The following is a 14,343-nucleotide window of genomic DNA, read 5'->3' on the forward strand; positions in this document are numbered from 1 at the left end:
ACCTCGGCAAGGTGGGATTCCATGGCGGCAAAGCCCTACCGGGATGGAGCGACAGACCCAACGCCCACCACAGCACTGGGAAAAAAGAGGGCGGCCCCGCGCCCCCCCGCCGGCCCGGCGCCCGCGCGCCGCGGCCGGCGGCGCGCCCGGCTGATCGCCCTGCTCTTCGTCTTCCCCGCGCTGCTCCTGCTCGGCGCGCTCGTCGTCTACCCGGTGCTGTTCTCCGTCGGCCGCAGCTTCTTCGACGCCTCCGGCACCCGGTTCGTCGGCGGCGACAACTACACGGAGATGTTCCGTGACCCGGCGACCCTGAAGGCCATCCGGAACACCACGATCTGGGTGGTCGTGGCCCCGGCCCTGCTCACCTTCCTCGGCCTGGTGCTGGCCGTGCTGGTGGAGAAGGTCCGCTGGGCCACCGCCTTCAAGCTGCTGCTCTTCATGCCGATGGCCGTGTCCTTCCTCGCCGCCGGCATCATCTTCCGGCTCGCCTACGACGAGGACCCGGACAAGGGCGTCCTGAACGCGGCCGTCGTCTCCGTGCACGACGCCTTCCAGGGCACCCCGGCCTACCCGACGGCCCGCGGCCGCGACGGTCTGCTGACCCGGGACGCGGACGGCTCGTACCGTACGACCGCGGCGCCGGGCCGGACCGTCACGCTCCCGCTGGTCGGCGTCCTGCCCAGGGACCTGCCGAAGAACGCCGCCCCCGCCCGCCCGGCGGCGGCCCGCAAGGCGCCCCCCGGCGAACTGCGCGGTGTCGTCTACCTGGACTTCACCCCCGGCGGCGCAGGCCGGCCGGGCAGGGTCGACCCGAAGGAGAGCGGGCTGCCCGGGGTGACGGTCCAGGCGGTGCGCGACGGCAGCACGGCCGCGAGCACCACCACCGCCGCCGACGGCTCCTTCCGCTTCCCCGGCCTGCACCCGGGCCGGTACACGGTGAAACTCCCGGCGTCCGACTTCGCCCAGCCCTACCAGGGCGTCTCCTGGCTCGGCCCGACCCTGGTCACCCCGGCCATCATCGGCGCCTACCTGTGGATCTGGACGGGCTTCGCGATGGTGCTGATCGGCGCCGGTCTGTCGACCCTTCCGCGGGACGCGCTGGAGGCCGCGCGGATGGACGGCGCGAACGAGTGGCAGATCTTCCGGCGGATCACCGTCCCGCTGCTCGCGCCCGTGCTCACCGTGGTCTTCGTGACCCTTGTGATCAATGTGATGAAGGTCTTCGACCTCGTCTACATCATCGCCCCGGGGCCGGTGCAGGAGGACGCCACCGTGCTGGCCACCCAGATGTGGCTGGTCTCGTTCGGCGGCGGCGACAACCAGGGCCTCGGCAGCGCCCTCGGTGTGCTCCTGCTGCTCCTCGTGGTCCCCGCGATGGTCTTCAACGTACGGCGCTTCCGAAGGAGTCAGCGATGAACGCGATCCGGCGCGGCCTGGGCAACGGGCTGGTCCAGGCGTTCCTGGTGGTGGTCGGGCTGATCTGGATGACCCCCCTGGCAGGCCTGTTCGTCTCCTCCCTGCGCTCCTCCGAGGACACCGCCAAGGGCGGCTGGTGGACGGCCGGACCCGGGCAGCTGTCCTTCGACAACTACACGGCGCTGCTGAAGAACTCCGGTATCACCCAGGCCTTCTGGAACACGGTGCTGATCTCGGTGCCGGCCACGGCCCTCGTCGTGGGTCTGGCCGCGCTCGCCGGATACGCCTTCGCCTGGCTGGACTTCCCGCTGCGCGAGCCGCTCTTCCTGCTGGTGGTCGCCCTGCTGGTGGTGCCGGTCCAGCTCGGTCTGCTGCCGGTGGCCAAACTCTTCGGCGCGCTCGGCCTGTTCGGCACGATCCCCGGCGTCGTTCTCTTCCATGTGGCCTACGGGCTCCCCTTCGCGGTGTTCCTGCTCCGCAACTACTTCGCGGACATCCCGAAGGAGATGCTGGAGGCCGCGCGGATGGACGGCGGCGGCGAGTGGCGCATCTTCACCCGGCTGGTGCTGCCGGTGGGCCGTCCGGCCCTCGCCTCGCTCGCCATCTTCCAGTTCCTGTGGGTCTGGAACGACATGCTGGTCGCGCTGCTCTTCGCCGACAGCTCCGCCCAGCCGCTCACCGTGGAACTCCAGTCCCAGATCCGCCAGTTCGGCAGCAACATCGACGTCCTGGCACCGGGCGCGTTCCTCTCCCTGATCGTGCCGGTGGTGGTGTTCTTCGCCTTCCAGCGGCACTTCGTCCAGGGCGTGATGGCGGGCTCGGTCAAATGACCGGGCCCGCCGGGCCCGCCGCCGGTCAGCCGTGGAAGGAGATGTAGCCGTCGCCGTCCCGGTCGTCACGGGACTTGGTGTAGGAGTGCGTGTCCGCGTGGGCGCCGGACGGCTTGACGAGGTAGATGGTGTCCTTGTCGTTGTTCCAGAGGAAGTTGCAGTTCTGGCGGTAGACGACGTTGTGCGCGTCCGAGTCGGTGCCGCGGCCGCCGCGCAGCTTCACATAGTCGCCGGGCTGGAGGTAGTGGTTCGACGGGAACGTGAACCGGTTGCCCGCCGCGTCCTTCACGACGTAACCCTTGAGGTTGACGGTCGTGCTGCGCGAGTAGTTCTTGATGGTCAGGTACTCGTCCCTGGTGTTGCCGGTGCGGCAGCTGTTGGAGTCGCGGCCCGGCGCGTCGTACTGGACGCCCTTGATCTTCAGGGCGGAGGAGTACTCGGTGGCCTGGGCCGGCGCGGCGACGGCGACGGCGAGCGTGCCGGCCGTCGCAACGGCGGCCAGGGTGAAGCGTATACGCATGAGGTCCCCCCTCACTGGTGCGGATGCAGCGCCAGGAGCTTACACAGAAGTTGACCGTTGTATGAACATTCGGTGCGGAAACTGTGAAGCTCGATCGAGGGGGGACCTCAGTCGTTCGGTGCTCAGGCGGTCACGCCGAGGCGGGCGGGTACAGGGACCTCGGCAGCTGGGAAGCCGCCGCCGCGTCCAGCAGCCACAGCGTGCGCTGCCTGCCGTACGCGCCGGCCGCCGGGGCCTGGATCTCGCCCGCGCCCGACAGGGCGATGGCCGCGGCCTGCGCCTTGTCCTCGCCCGCCGCGAGCAGCCAGACCTCGCGGGCCGCGCGGATCGCCGGAAGCGTCAGCGAGATCCGGGTCGGCGGGGGCTTGGGCGCGCCGTGCACGCCGACCACCGTGCGCTCGGTCTCCCGTACGGCCGGCAGCTCCGGGAAGAGCGAGGCCACATGGGTGTCCGGGCCGACGCCCAGCATCAGGACGTCGAAGGAGGGCACGGAACCGTGGTTCTCCGGCCCGGCCGCCTTCGCCAGTTCGGCCGCGTACGCCTCGGCCGCCGCCTCGACGTCCGTACCGTACGGACCGTCGGAGGCGGGCATGGCGTGCACGCGCTCCGGGGCCAGCGGTACGGCGTCCAGCAGCGCCTCGCGGGCCTGGGTGACATTGCGCTCCGGGTCGCCCTCGGGCAGATAGCGCTCGTCGCCCCACCACAGGTCGAGCCGGCCCCAGTCGATGGCGTCCCGGGCGGGCGCCGCGGCCAGCGCGGCCAGCAGGCCGTTGCCGTTGCGGCCGCCGGTGAGGACCACGGACGCGCTGCCCCGGGAGGTCTGCGCGTCCACGATCTTCGTGATCAGGCGGGCTGCGGCGGCCTGCGCCATCAGCTCCTTGTCACGGTGGACGACCAGCTGCGGAGTGCTCACTTCGCCGTCGCCTTTCTCGCCGGTGCCTTCTTGGCGGTCCTGGCCGCCGCCTTCTTCGCGGGCGCCTTGACCGCTTCCTCGACCGGCTCCGGCTCGGCGACCGGCTCCGCGGTCGGCGCGGCGGCTTCCCCGGCCGCCTGTTCCGGAACCGTGTTCAGCCGGTTCACGCCGTAGCGCAGCGCCGACGCGTAGGTGTCGTCCGGGTCCAGCCGGCGCAGCTCCTCTGCGATCAGCTCGGCGGTGTCCCGCCGCTTGAGCGCCACCGCGCGGGCCGGCTGGCCCTCGATGGACAGCGTGGCCAGCGAACCGTCCGCGCGGTCCAGCACGATCGGGCCGCAGTCGGTGTCGATGCGGACCGCCGTGAGGCCGGGACCCGCGGACAGGGAGCGCCGGACGGGCACGTCCAGCCGGTCCGCGAGCCACATCGCCAGCAGCTCACAGCTCGGGTTGAACTCCTCGCCCTCCACCTCGACGGCCGTGACCTCGCAGGAGACCTGGTCGAGCGCCGCCGCGAGCATGGAACGCCACGGGGTGATCCTCGTCCAGGACAGGTCGGTGTCACCGGGCGTGTAGCTGTCGGCGCGGGCGGACAGCTCCCGCACCGGCTGCTCGGCGGCGTAGGAGTCGGTGACCCGGCGCTGGGCCAGCGCGCCCAGCGGGTCGTTCGCCGGGTCCAGCGGCGCGTTCACCGGCCACCACACCACGACCGGGGCGTCCGGCAGCAGCAGCGGCAGCACCACCGAGTCGGCGTGGTCGACCACCTCGCCGTACAGCCGCAGGACGGCCGTCTCGCCGGTGCCCGCGTCCGCGCCGACCCGCACCTCGGCGTCCAGCCGGGAGGTGGTGCGGTCCCGCGGGGTGCGGGAGACCCGCTTGATGACCACGAGCGTGCGCGACGGGTGCTCGCGCGAGGCGTCGTTGGCGGCCTTCAGCGCGTCGTACGCGTTCTCCTCGTCGGTGACGATGACGAGGGTCAGGACCATGCCGACGGCGGGTGTGCCGATGGCGCGGCGGCCCTGCACGAGCGCCTTGTTGATCTCTCCGGCGGTGGTGTCGGTCAGGTCTATCTTCATGGCCGGCGCCAGCTCCGTCCGTCTCGTGCGAGCATCTCGTCGGCCTCGGCGGGACCCCAGGTGCCCGACCGGTACTGGGCGGGCCTGCCGTGCTTATCCCAGTAGTCCTCGATCGGATCGAGGATCTCCCAGGACAGCTCGACCTCCTCCGTGCGCGGGAAGAGGTTGGCGTCGCCGAGCAGCACGTCCAGGATGAGCCGCTCGTACGCCTCCGGGCTGGACTCCGTGAACGACTCGCCGTACGCGAAGTCCATGGACACGTCCCGGATCTCCATCGAGGTGCCCGGCACCTTGGAGCCGAAGCGGACCGTGATGCCCTCGTCGGGCTGGACCCGGATCACGATCGCGTTCTGCCCCAGCTCCTCCGTCGCCGTGTGGTCGAAGGGGGAGTGCGGGGCCCGCTGGAAGACCACCGCGATCTCCGTCACGCGGCGGCCGAGCCGCTTGCCGGTGCGCAGATAGAAGGGGACGCCCGCCCAGCGGCGGTTGTCGATCTCCAACTTGATCGCGGCATAGGTGTCGGTCTTCGACTTCGGGTCGATGCCGTCCTCTTCGAGGTAGCCGATGACCTTCTCGCCGCCCTGCCAGCCGCCCGCGTACTGACCGCGCACGGTCGAGGCGCCCAGGTCCTTCGGCAGCCGCACGGCACCGAGCACCTTGGTCTTCTCCGCGGCCAGCGCGTCCGCGTCGAAGGAGGCGGGCTCCTCCATCGCGGTCAGCGCGAGCAGCTGGAGGAGATGGTTCTGGATGACGTCACGGGCGGCGCCGATGCCGTCGTAGTAGCCGGCGCGGCCGCCGATGCCGATGTCCTCGGCCATGGTGATCTGTACATGGTCCACGAAGGACCGGTTCCAGATCGGCTCGAACATCGTGTTGGCGAAGCGCAGCGCCAGGATGTTCTGGACGGTCTCCTTGCCGAGGTAGTGGTCGATCCGGAACACCTGGTCCGGCTCGAACACCTCGTGCACGACCTTGTTCAGTTCCTCGGCCGACTTCAGGTCGTGCCCGAACGGCTTCTCGATCACCGCGCGGCGCCAGGAACCACCGGTCTGGTCGGCCAGCCCGTGCTTCTTCAGCTGCTGGATGACCACCGGGAAGGAGCGCGGCGGCACCGACAGGTAGAAGGCGAAGTTGCCGCCCGTGCCCTGGGCCTTGTCCAGCTCCTCGATGGTGGCGCGCAGCCGCTCGAACGCGTCGTCGTCGTCGAAGGTGCCCTGGACGAAGCGCATCCCCTGGATGAGCTGCTGCCAGACCTCCTCACGGAACGGCGTACGGGCGTGCGCCTTGACGGCGTCGTGGACCTCCTGTGCGAAGTCCTCGTTGGCCCATTCGCGGCGGGCGAAGCCCACCAGCGAGAAGCCCGGCGGCAGCAGACCCCGGTTGGCGAGGTCGTACACCGCGGGCATCAGCTTCTTGCGGGACAGGTCGCCCGTGACGCCGAAGATCACCAGGCCCGACGGCCCCGCGATACGCGGGAGCCGTCGGTCGGCGGGGTCACGAAGCGGGTTCGCTCCGGAACCTGCGAGGGGTGACAACTCAGCCCTCCGTGGGGGCGAGGCGCTCCAGCTCCGCCTCGGTCGACTTCAGCAGGTCGTTCCAGGACGCCTCGAACTTCTCGACGCCCTCGTCCTCCAGCACCTGCACCACGTCGTCGTAGGAGATGCCGAGCTGCTCCAGCGCGTCCAGGTCGGCACGGGCCTGCTCGTAGGTGCCGCGCACGGTGTCGCCGGTGATCCGGCCGTGGTCCGCGGTGGCCTCCAGGGTGGCCTCCGGCATGGTGTTGACCGTGTTCGGCGCGACCAGGTCGGTGACGTACATCGTGTCCTGGTAGGCCGGGTCCTTCACACCGGTCGACGCCCACAGCGCACGCTGCTTGTTGGCGCCCGCGTTCTCCAGCGCGTTCCAGCGGTCCGAGGAGAAGACCTCCTCGTACGCCTGGTAGGCGAGACGCGCGTTGGCGACGGCGGCCTTGCCGCGCAGCGCCTTGGCCTCGTCGGTGCCGATGCCGTCCAGCCGCTTGTCGATCTCGGTGTCCACGCGGGACACGAAGAAGGACGCCACGGAGTGGATCAGCGACAGGTCCAGGCCGCGCTCCCGGGCCTTCTCCAGACCGGCCAGGTAGGCGTCCATGACCGCGCGGTAGCGCTCCAGGGAGAAGATCAGCGTGACGTTGACGCTGATGCCGAGGCCGATGACCTCGGTGATCGCCGGCAGACCCGCCTGGGTGGCCGGGATCTTGATCAGGGTGTTGGGGCGGTCCACCAGCCAGGCCAGCTGCTTGGCCTCGGCGACGGTCGCCCGGGTGTTGTGGGCGAGGCGCGGGTCGACCTCGATGGAGACCCGGCCGTCCTGGCCGTCCGTGGCGTCGAAGACCGGCCGCAGGATGTCGGCGGCGTCGCGGACGTCCGCCGTGGTGATCATGCGGATGGCCTCTTCGACGGTGACCTTGCGGGCGGCGAGGTCCGCGAGCTGCTGCTCGTACCCGTCGCCGCTGCTGATCGCCTTCTGGAAGATCGTCGGGTTGGTGGTGACGCCCACGACGTGCTGCTGGTCGATCAGCTCGGCGAGGTTGCCGGACGTGATCCGCTTGCGCGACAGGTCGTCCAGCCAGATCGCGACGCCTTCGTCGGAGAGGCGCTTGAGTGCGTCTGTCATGGAATTACATCTCCTACGTGTCGTATATGAGCGTCAGCGCTGGGCGTCGGCGAGGGATTCCCGCGCCTTGGCGGCCACGTTCTCCGCAGTGAAACCGAACTCGCGGAAGAGCAGCTTGCCGTCGGCCGAAGCACCGAAGTGCTCCAGGGAAACGATGCGGCCGGCGTCCCCGACGTACTTGTGCCAGGTCAGACCGATACCCGCCTCCACGGCGACCCGGGCCTTCACGGACGGCGGCAGCACGGACTCCCGGTACCCCCGGTCCTGCTGCTCGAACCACTCCACGCACGGCATGGACACGACGCGGGTGGGGACGCCGTCGGCCTGGAGCTGCTCGCGCGCCTCGACCGCCACGTGCACCTCGGAACCGGTCGCGATCAGGATCACCTGCGCGTCGCCGCCCTCGGCCTCGAACAGGACATAGCCACCACGGGCCGCGTCCTCGTTGGGCTCGTAGGTCGGCACGCCCTGGCGGGTGAGCGCCAGACCGTGCGGCTGGCCCTTGCCGAACTCCTTGGTCCAGCGGCCCAGGATCTCGCGCCAGGCGACCGCGGTCTCGTTGGCGTCGGCCGGGCGGACGATGTTCAGGCCCGGGATGGCGCGCAGCGAGGCCAGGTGCTCCACCGGCTGGTGGGTCGGGCCGTCCTCGCCCAGACCGATGGAGTCGTGCGTCCACACGTACGTCACCGGCAGGTGCATCAGGGCCGACAGGCGCACGGCGTTGCGCATGTAGTCGGAGAACACCAGGAAGGTGCCGCCGTAGATCCGGGTGTTGCCGTGCAGGGCGATGCCGTTGATCTCGGCGCCCATGGAGTGCTCGCGGATGCCGAAGTGGATGGTGCGGCCGTAGGGGTTGGCCTCCGGCAGCGGGTTGCCCTTCGGCAGGAAGGAGCTGTCCTTGTCGATGGTGGTGTTGTTCGACCCGGCGAGGTCGGCGGAGCCGCCCCACAGCTCGGGGATGACCGCGCCGAGCGCCTGGAGCACCTTGCCGGAGGCGGCACGGGTGGCGACACCCTTGCCCGGCTCGAAGACCGGGAGCTTCTCCTCCCAGCCGGCGGGCAGCTCGCCCTTGCTGATCCGGTCGAACTCGGCGGCCCGCTCGGCGTTGGCGTCGCGCCACAGCTGGAGGGACTTCTCCCACTCGGCCTTCGCCTGGGCACCGCGCTCCAGCGCCTGCCGGGTGTGGGCGATGACCTCGTCCTCGACCTGGAAGCTCTGCTCCGGGTCGAAGCCGAGGACGCGCTTGGTGGCCGCGACCTCGTCGTCACCCAGCGCCGAGCCGTGCGCGGCCTCGGTGTTCTGGGCGTTCGGGGCCGGCCAGGCGATGATCGAGCGCATCGCGATGAAGGACGGCCGGTCGGTGACGGCCTTGGCCTCCTGGATCGCGGCGAAGATCGCCTTCGGGTCCAGGTCGCCGTTGGCCTGCGGCTCCACGCGCTGGACGTGCCAGCCGTAGGCCTCGTACCGCTTGGCGGTGTCCTCGGACACGGCCGTCTCGGTGTCGCCCTCGATCGAGATGTGGTTGTCGTCCCACAGCAGGATCAGGTTGCCCAGCTTCTGGTGGCCGGCCATCGAGGACGCCTCGGCGGCGATGCCCTCCTGGAGGCAGCCGTCACCGGCGATGCAGTAGACGAAGTGGTCGAAGGGGGACTCGCCCTGCGGCGCCTCGGGGTCGAACAGACCGCGCTCGTAGCGGGCGGCCATCGCCATGCCCACGGCGTTGGCGACACCCTGGCCGAGCGGGCCCGTGGTGGTCTCCACGCCCTTGGTGTGCCCGTACTCCGGGTGGCCGGGGGTCTTGGAGCCCCAGGTCCGAAACGCCTTCAGGTCGTCCAGCTCCAGGCCGAAGCCGGCCAGGTAGAGCTGCGTGTAGAGGGTCAGGGACGAGTGGCCGGCGGACAGCACGAAGCGGTCGCGTCCGACCCAGTCCGGGTCGGCCGGGTCGTGCCGCATCACCTTCTGGAAGAGGGTGTAGGCGGCCGGGGCCAGGCTCATGGCCGTACCGGGATGGCCGTTGCCGACCTTCTGTACGGCGTCGGCGGCCAGGACACGGGCGGTGTCCACGGCCCGCTGGTCCAGGTCGGTCCACTCAAGGTCTGTGGTGGTCGGCTTGGTGCTCACCCTGGGTCAGGGCTCCTCTCCACATGTCATTTCGCCGGTCTTTCGGGGCGTGCGCCCACCCGGCCGCCGGCGTGCTTCTGCCCGCCGACCGGCACGAGCCTACCCCCGTGAGGACGTGCGTTTTTTCGAGTGTTTACAGACTGCCGGGACTCTGTGCGATCCGCCTGCCGACTGGCCGAGAAGCCATTTGGCACATGAATACGGAGCCGGTCATCTGAGCGCTCAATCGAGGGGGGTGTCCCCTCTTATGGGGGTCGCTTTCGGAGGCTTCTGTTCCGGGCCGCCGGGCCCTCCTTCCGGGGGCCGCCATCAACACGACCCACCCCCGCGAAGGCCGGAGTATGGGCAACGTCTAAAGTGGCGTGGTACGCGCGAGCCTTTGCCGGGACCTCACACGGGAGGCTTGCTGGGATGTCTCTGTCAGGGGTGTGCGTGACGGCCGTCGAATCCCGTCCAACGGGTGTGCTCGGTGGTGCGAGCCAGAGCCCGGTTCACCGGCCGTTCGGGGCCCGTGTCAAGGCGTTCGTGGCGCTGACGAAGCCGCGGATCATCGAGCTGCTGCTCATCACCACCGTGCCGGTGATGTTCCTGGCCCAGCAGGGGGTGCCGGACCTCAAGCTGGTCCTGCTCACCTGCCTCGGCGGCTACCTCTCCGCGGGCGGCGCCAACGCGCTGAACATGTACATCGACCGGGACATCGACGCCCTGATGGACCGCACCTCGCAGCGGCCGCTGGTGACCGGCATGGTCAGCCCGCGCGAGTGCCTGGCCTTCGGCTTCACCCTCGCGATCGTCTCCACGCTGCTCTTCGGCCTCACGGTCAACTGGCTGAGCGCCTGGCTCTCGCTCGGCGCGCTCCTCTTCTACGTCGTCGTCTACACCATGATCCTCAAGCGGCGTACGGCGCAGAACATCGTGTGGGGCGGCATCGCGGGCTGTATGCCGGTGCTGATCGGCTGGTCCTCGGTCACGAACTCGATGTCCTGGGCGCCGGTCATCCTCTTCCTCGTCATGTTCTTCTGGACGCCGCCGCACTACTGGCCGCTGTCCATGAAGGTCAAGGACGACTACGCGCGCGTGGGCGTGCCGATGCTGCCGGTCGTCGCCTCCAACAAGGTCGTGGCCCGGCAGATCGTGATCTACAGCTGGGTCATGGTCGCCGTGTCCCTGCTGCTCACCCCGCTCGGCTACACCGGCTGGTTCTACACGGCCGTCGCCCTGGCCGCGGGCGGCTGGTGGCTGTGGGAGGCGCACGCGCTCCAGAACCGGGCCAAGGCCGAGGTCACGGGCGGCAAGCTGAAGGAGATGCGGCTGTTCCACTGGTCCATCACCTATGTGTCGCTGCTCTTCGTGGCCGTCGCGGTGGACCCGTTCCTGCGCTGACGCACATCACAGCGGGCTGCCCTCGCCAGCCGATCTACTCGTGAGTAGCATCCTGGTCATGGCAGACACGCAGCAGGTTGACGCGCGGGCCGAGCGCAAGGTGTCCCGGCTCGCCCACCAGATCAGCGCCTTCGCGAAGGCGCACGGCGGCGCGGAGGGCCAGGTGGCCCACATCGGCCGGCGCGGCGCCCGCATCGTCCTCGTCGGCGAGGACGGCGGCTGGGGCGACCTGGTGGCCCCCAGCACCGAGATCGCCCGGAAGGCCGTCGAGAAGGCCGGGATCACCACCCACGAGTCCTTCGACGGCGAGTTCGCGGCGAAGGTGCGGACCGGTGCCTACGAGTGGAAGCGGATGGCCGGCATCCAGGTCGGAGGCTAGCCAGGGGCCGGGGCGGCTCGGAGGCTGGTCCGGGGCGGAGCGCCGGGGCTGGTCGGGCTCCATTTGGCGGGTTGCCGCCACCTGAACCGTGATTCACCCGTTAGGACGTGCAAGGCAGCACAGCGTCCGCACGGGGGAGTCCCGATGATCGAAACGCCGTCCCTCGTGGACCAGTACTGCCACGGCGTACTGCGGACGGAACTGGGCCTCGGCACCTTCGAGGCCCAGCTGGCCCGCACCGAGGGACCCCCGGCCCCGGGCACCACCCTCTTCGACACCCAGACCGGTTTCGCCGTACGCCGCTGGTGCCCGCCCCTGCTCGGCCTGGAACCGCACTGCCCGCCCGCCCGCTATCTGGCCCGGCGCCGCGAACTGGGCGTCCTGGAGGCGGGCCGCAGGCTGCTGCGGGGCAGCGGCATCACCACCTACCTCGTCGACACCGGCCTGCCCGGCGATCTCACCGGCCCCGCCGAGCTGGCCTCCGCCGGGGGAGCCGAGGCCCGCGAGATCGTCCGGCTGGAGCTGCTCGCCGAGCAGGTCGCCGACACCTCCGGCACCGTCGAGTCCTTCCTCGCCAACCTCGCCGAGTCCGTGCACGGCGCCGCCGCGAACGCGGTCGCCTTCACCTCCGTCGCCGGCCTCAGACACGGACTGGCGCTCGCGCCCGAACCCCCCGGCCCCGGAGAGGTGCGCGGCGCGGCGGGCCGCTGGCTGGCCGGCCGGCGGGTCGGCGGAGCGCTCACCGACCCCGTGCTGCTCCGCCATCTGCTGTGGGTCGCCGTGGCCTGCGGCCTCCCGCTCCAGCTGCACGCGGGACTCGGCGAGTCCGGCTCCCGGATCGACCGGACCGACCCGGTGCTGCTCACCGACTTCGTCCGGGCCACGGCCGGCCTCGGCACCGATCTGGTCCTGCTGTACGGCTACCCGTACCACCGCCACGCCGCCCACCTGGCCGGGGTCTTCCCGCATGTGTACGCCGATTCCGGCGCCGCGCTGGTGCGCACCGGCGCCCGTGCGGCCGCGGTCCTCGCCGAGATGCTGGAACTGGCGCCCTTCGGCAAGATCCTCTTCTCGACCGGCGCCCATGGCCTGCCCGAGCTGCATGTCGTCGGCGCCCGTCTCTTCCGCGACGCCCTGGCCCGGGTCCTGGGCACCTGGGTCGCCGAGGGCGCGTGGTCGCTGGAGGACGCCCAGCGGGTGGCCCGGCTGATCGCGGCGGACAACGCGCGCCGGGTTTACGGCCTCGGGTGAGCCGACCAGACTCAGGGCATGCCGACCCCGACCCTGCTCGACCGGTTCCTGGACGGACTGCTGCCGCTGCGCCCTCTCGCGGTGTGGGCGCACGGCTCACTGGCCGGCGGTGACTACCAGGAGGGCCGCAGCGACCTCGACCTGATCGCCGTACTGCCGGAGCCGGTGTCCCTGAGGACGGTGCACCGGGTGGTGCGTCTGCACCGCGGGCTGCGCACCGAGCCGCTCGCCGCCAAGCTGCACTGCAGCTATCTCACCCCGGCCACCCTGGACGACCCGGACCGGTCCCATCTCACCTGGGCGCACGAGCATGTCATGCGCCGCCCGGTCACCCCCGTCACCCGGCGCGAGCTGCACGCGTTCGGCCGGGTGCTGTACGGCGAGGCACCGATCGGGCTGCTGCCGGCGGTGCCGGAAGAGCAGTTGCGCGCCTTCGTCGTACGGGACCAGCGGGAGTACTGGCGGCCCCATGTGGACCGGGCCCGGCTGTGGACACGGGACATCTGGGTCGACGCGGGCCTGCTGACCTTCGCCCGGGCCACCGTGACCCTGCGCGACGGGCGGCTGATCCCGAAGCGGGAGGCCCTGACCGAGCTGGCGTCGCTCGGCGCGCCGGCCGAGGTCGTCGCGGACATCGCCCGACGGCGCTACGACGAGGTCCCGGCTCCGGCGTCCGTGGACTGGCCCGCCCGCCGGGCGGAGCTGACCCGGGCGTATCTGGGTCCGGCGATCGACGCCCTGGTCGGCGCCTACGGGTGACGCAAGCGCCTCACGCGCGCGTGCCGACCGTGACCTCGGCGGAGGGGCCCGGCAGGTCCAGCGTGGTCTCCGGGCGCTCGCGCAGGGCGAGCAGGACGCGCAGCACCCCGATCCACATCACGCAGGAGCCGAGCATGTGGACCGCGACCAGCGCCTCGGGGAGGTGGGTGAAGTACTGGACATAGCCCACCACGCCCTGCGCCAGCAGCACGAGGAACAGCTCGCGGGTGCGGTCCAGCGGCCCCTTCGGCGCGTCGACCGCCTTCAGGACGAACCAGAGCGCGAAGGTCAGCGTCACCACGATCCAGGCGAGCACCGCGTGCAGCTTGGCCACGGTCTCCCAGTCGATGGGGACCCGCTTGACGTCGCTGGAGTCGCCCGCGTGCGGCCCGGCCCCGGTGACCACCGTGCCGACCACGATGAGCAGCAGGGACGCGGCCGTCAGGACCCACACCAGCTGCTGCACGGCCTTGCCGACCAGCGGCCGGGGCGCGCCGTCGCCCTCGCGGGTGCGCTGCCACATCACCGCGGCGACCGCGACGAGCGCCGTGGCGGACAGGAAGTGCACCGCGACGGTGTACGGGTTGAGGCCCACGAGCACGACGATGCCGCCGATGACCGCGTTGCTCATCACCAGCCAGAACTGGGCCCAGCCGAGCCGGGTCAGGCTGCGCCGCCGGGGCTTCTCGGAGCGGGCGGCGATGATCGCCCAGCCGACGGCCGCGCACAGCACGTAGGTGAGCATGCGATTGCCGAACTCGATGGCGCTGTGGTAGCTCAGCGCCTGTGTCGGCGTGAGCGATCCGTCGGTGCACTCGGGCCAGGTGGGGCAGCCGAGGCCGGAGGCGGTCAGCCGTACGACACCGCCGGTGACGACGATGACCACCGACATCACGAGGGCGGCGAGGGCCGCCCGCTGGACGGTCCGGGGCTCGGGAGTCCAGCGGTCGGCGATGAAGGCGAGCGGGTTGCGCAGGGCCGCCGTCGCGTCGGCGCGGTTCAGCTTTGACACGCGCACCATCGTAGGCCGCCGCTTGTGCACG

General features: G+C 70.9%; 13 protein-coding genes. 6 read left to right on the top strand and 7 right to left on the bottom strand.

The annotated features are described in order from the left end of the window. Nucleotides 1-21: 21 nt before the first annotated feature. The gene (locus ACZ5CZ_RS37960; RefSeq protein ID WP_468949379.1) at nucleotides 22-1,416 is read left to right on the top strand and encodes an ABC transporter permease subunit; all 1,395 of its coding nucleotides are present in this window, start codon (nucleotides 22-24) and stop codon (nucleotides 1,414-1,416) included. Next, nucleotides 1,413-2,246 carry a carbohydrate ABC transporter permease gene (locus ACZ5CZ_RS37965; protein WP_385843128.1) on the top strand — a complete coding sequence of 278 codons (834 nt, stop codon included), beginning with the start codon at nucleotides 1,413-1,415 and terminating at the stop codon, nucleotides 2,244-2,246. The genes ACZ5CZ_RS37960 and ACZ5CZ_RS37965 overlap by 4 nt, the downstream gene beginning before the upstream one ends. 25 nt (nucleotides 2,247-2,271) lie before the next feature. Here ACZ5CZ_RS37965 and ACZ5CZ_RS37970 read toward each other — a convergent pair whose 3' ends face one another. The 6 genes from ACZ5CZ_RS37970 to tkt form a co-directional block, all read right to left on the bottom strand. Further along, nucleotides 2,272-2,766, bottom strand: coding sequence for a lamin tail domain-containing protein (locus ACZ5CZ_RS37970; protein ID WP_468949381.1), 495 nt, complete (start codon nucleotides 2,764-2,766; stop codon nucleotides 2,272-2,274). Between the two features lie 130 nt (nucleotides 2,767-2,896). Then, nucleotides 2,897-3,679, bottom strand: a complete 783-nt coding sequence (pgl, locus tag ACZ5CZ_RS37975) for a 6-phosphogluconolactonase (protein WP_468949383.1) — start codon at nucleotides 3,677-3,679, stop codon at nucleotides 2,897-2,899. Further along, the gene (opcA, locus tag ACZ5CZ_RS37980; RefSeq protein ID WP_385843132.1) at nucleotides 3,676-4,752 is read right to left on the bottom strand and encodes a glucose-6-phosphate dehydrogenase assembly protein OpcA; all 1,077 of its coding nucleotides are present in this window, start codon (nucleotides 4,750-4,752) and stop codon (nucleotides 3,676-3,678) included. Before opcA ends, pgl begins: the two co-directional genes overlap by 4 nt. Continuing rightward, on the bottom strand, nucleotides 4,749-6,287 hold the full coding sequence (zwf, locus tag ACZ5CZ_RS37985; RefSeq protein WP_385843133.1) for a glucose-6-phosphate dehydrogenase: 1,539 nt from the start codon (nucleotides 6,285-6,287) through the stop codon (nucleotides 4,749-4,751). The genes opcA and zwf overlap by 4 nt, the downstream gene beginning before the upstream one ends. A 1-nt stretch (nucleotide 6,288) precedes the next feature. Beyond that, nucleotides 6,289-7,407, bottom strand: a complete 1,119-nt coding sequence (gene tal / locus ACZ5CZ_RS37990) for a transaldolase (RefSeq protein WP_468949386.1) — start codon at nucleotides 7,405-7,407, stop codon at nucleotides 6,289-6,291. Between the two features lie 33 nt (nucleotides 7,408-7,440). Then, entirely contained in the window at nucleotides 7,441-9,528 is a 2,088-nt protein-coding gene (gene tkt / locus ACZ5CZ_RS37995; protein WP_468949388.1) for a transketolase, read from the bottom strand. A gap of 411 nt (nucleotides 9,529-9,939) precedes the next feature. On the opposite strand from tkt, the gene ACZ5CZ_RS38000 reads away from it, so the two are divergent. From ACZ5CZ_RS38000 to ACZ5CZ_RS38015, 4 genes are all read left to right on the top strand, one after another. Continuing rightward, nucleotides 9,940-10,911 (top strand): heme o synthase, encoded by a 972-nt coding sequence (locus tag ACZ5CZ_RS38000; RefSeq protein WP_385843137.1) that lies wholly within the window; start codon nucleotides 9,940-9,942, stop codon nucleotides 10,909-10,911. A gap of 58 nt (nucleotides 10,912-10,969) precedes the next feature. After that, complete coding sequence (locus tag ACZ5CZ_RS38005; protein WP_385843138.1) at nucleotides 10,970-11,290, top strand: hypothetical protein; 321 nt, start codon at nucleotides 10,970-10,972, stop codon at nucleotides 11,288-11,290. Nucleotides 11,291-11,434: 144 nt separating this feature from the next. Beyond that, nucleotides 11,435-12,541 (top strand): amidohydrolase family protein, encoded by a 1,107-nt coding sequence (locus ACZ5CZ_RS38010; RefSeq protein ID WP_385843140.1) that lies wholly within the window; start codon nucleotides 11,435-11,437, stop codon nucleotides 12,539-12,541. Nucleotides 12,542-12,559: 18 nt separating this feature from the next. Next, nucleotides 12,560-13,300 (top strand): nucleotidyltransferase domain-containing protein, encoded by a 741-nt coding sequence (locus ACZ5CZ_RS38015; protein ID WP_468949391.1) that lies wholly within the window; start codon nucleotides 12,560-12,562, stop codon nucleotides 13,298-13,300. Nucleotides 13,301-13,310: 10 nt separating this feature from the next. Here the strand turns inward: ACZ5CZ_RS38015 and ACZ5CZ_RS38020 are convergent, their stop codons facing one another. Continuing rightward, nucleotides 13,311-14,321, bottom strand: coding sequence for a COX15/CtaA family protein (locus tag ACZ5CZ_RS38020; RefSeq protein ID WP_468949393.1), 1,011 nt, complete (start codon nucleotides 14,319-14,321; stop codon nucleotides 13,311-13,313). Nucleotides 14,322-14,343 lie beyond the last annotated feature (22 nt).

It is taken from the genome of Streptomyces sp. NPDC031418, assembly GCF_055581605.1.

What these genes read in the sequence shown, in the direction of transcription:
- ACZ5CZ_RS37970 (WP_468949381.1), bottom strand. Translation starts at nt 2,766, where the DNA reads ATGCGTATACGCTTCACCCTGGCCGCCGTTGCGACGGCCGGCACGCTC.
- ACZ5CZ_RS38000 (WP_385843137.1), top strand. Translation starts at nt 9,940, where the DNA reads ATGTCTCTGTCAGGGGTGTGCGTGACGGCCGTCGAATCCCGTCCAACG.
- ACZ5CZ_RS37965 (WP_385843128.1), top strand. Translation starts at nt 1,413, where the DNA reads ATGAACGCGATCCGGCGCGGCCTGGGCAACGGGCTGGTCCAGGCGTTC.
- opcA (WP_385843132.1), bottom strand. Translation starts at nt 4,752, where the DNA reads ATGAAGATAGACCTGACCGACACCACCGCCGGAGAGATCAACAAGGCG.
- ACZ5CZ_RS38020 (WP_468949393.1), bottom strand. Translation starts at nt 14,321, where the DNA reads ATGGTGCGCGTGTCAAAGCTGAACCGCGCCGACGCGACGGCGGCCCTG.
- ACZ5CZ_RS38010 (WP_385843140.1), top strand. Translation starts at nt 11,435, where the DNA reads ATGATCGAAACGCCGTCCCTCGTGGACCAGTACTGCCACGGCGTACTG.
- ACZ5CZ_RS38015 (WP_468949391.1), top strand. Translation starts at nt 12,560, where the DNA reads ATGCCGACCCCGACCCTGCTCGACCGGTTCCTGGACGGACTGCTGCCG.
- ACZ5CZ_RS37960 (WP_468949379.1), top strand. Translation starts at nt 22, where the DNA reads ATGGCGGCAAAGCCCTACCGGGATGGAGCGACAGACCCAACGCCCACC.
- ACZ5CZ_RS38005 (WP_385843138.1), top strand. Translation starts at nt 10,970, where the DNA reads ATGGCAGACACGCAGCAGGTTGACGCGCGGGCCGAGCGCAAGGTGTCC.
- tal (WP_468949386.1), bottom strand. Translation starts at nt 7,407, where the DNA reads ATGACAGACGCACTCAAGCGCCTCTCCGACGAAGGCGTCGCGATCTGG.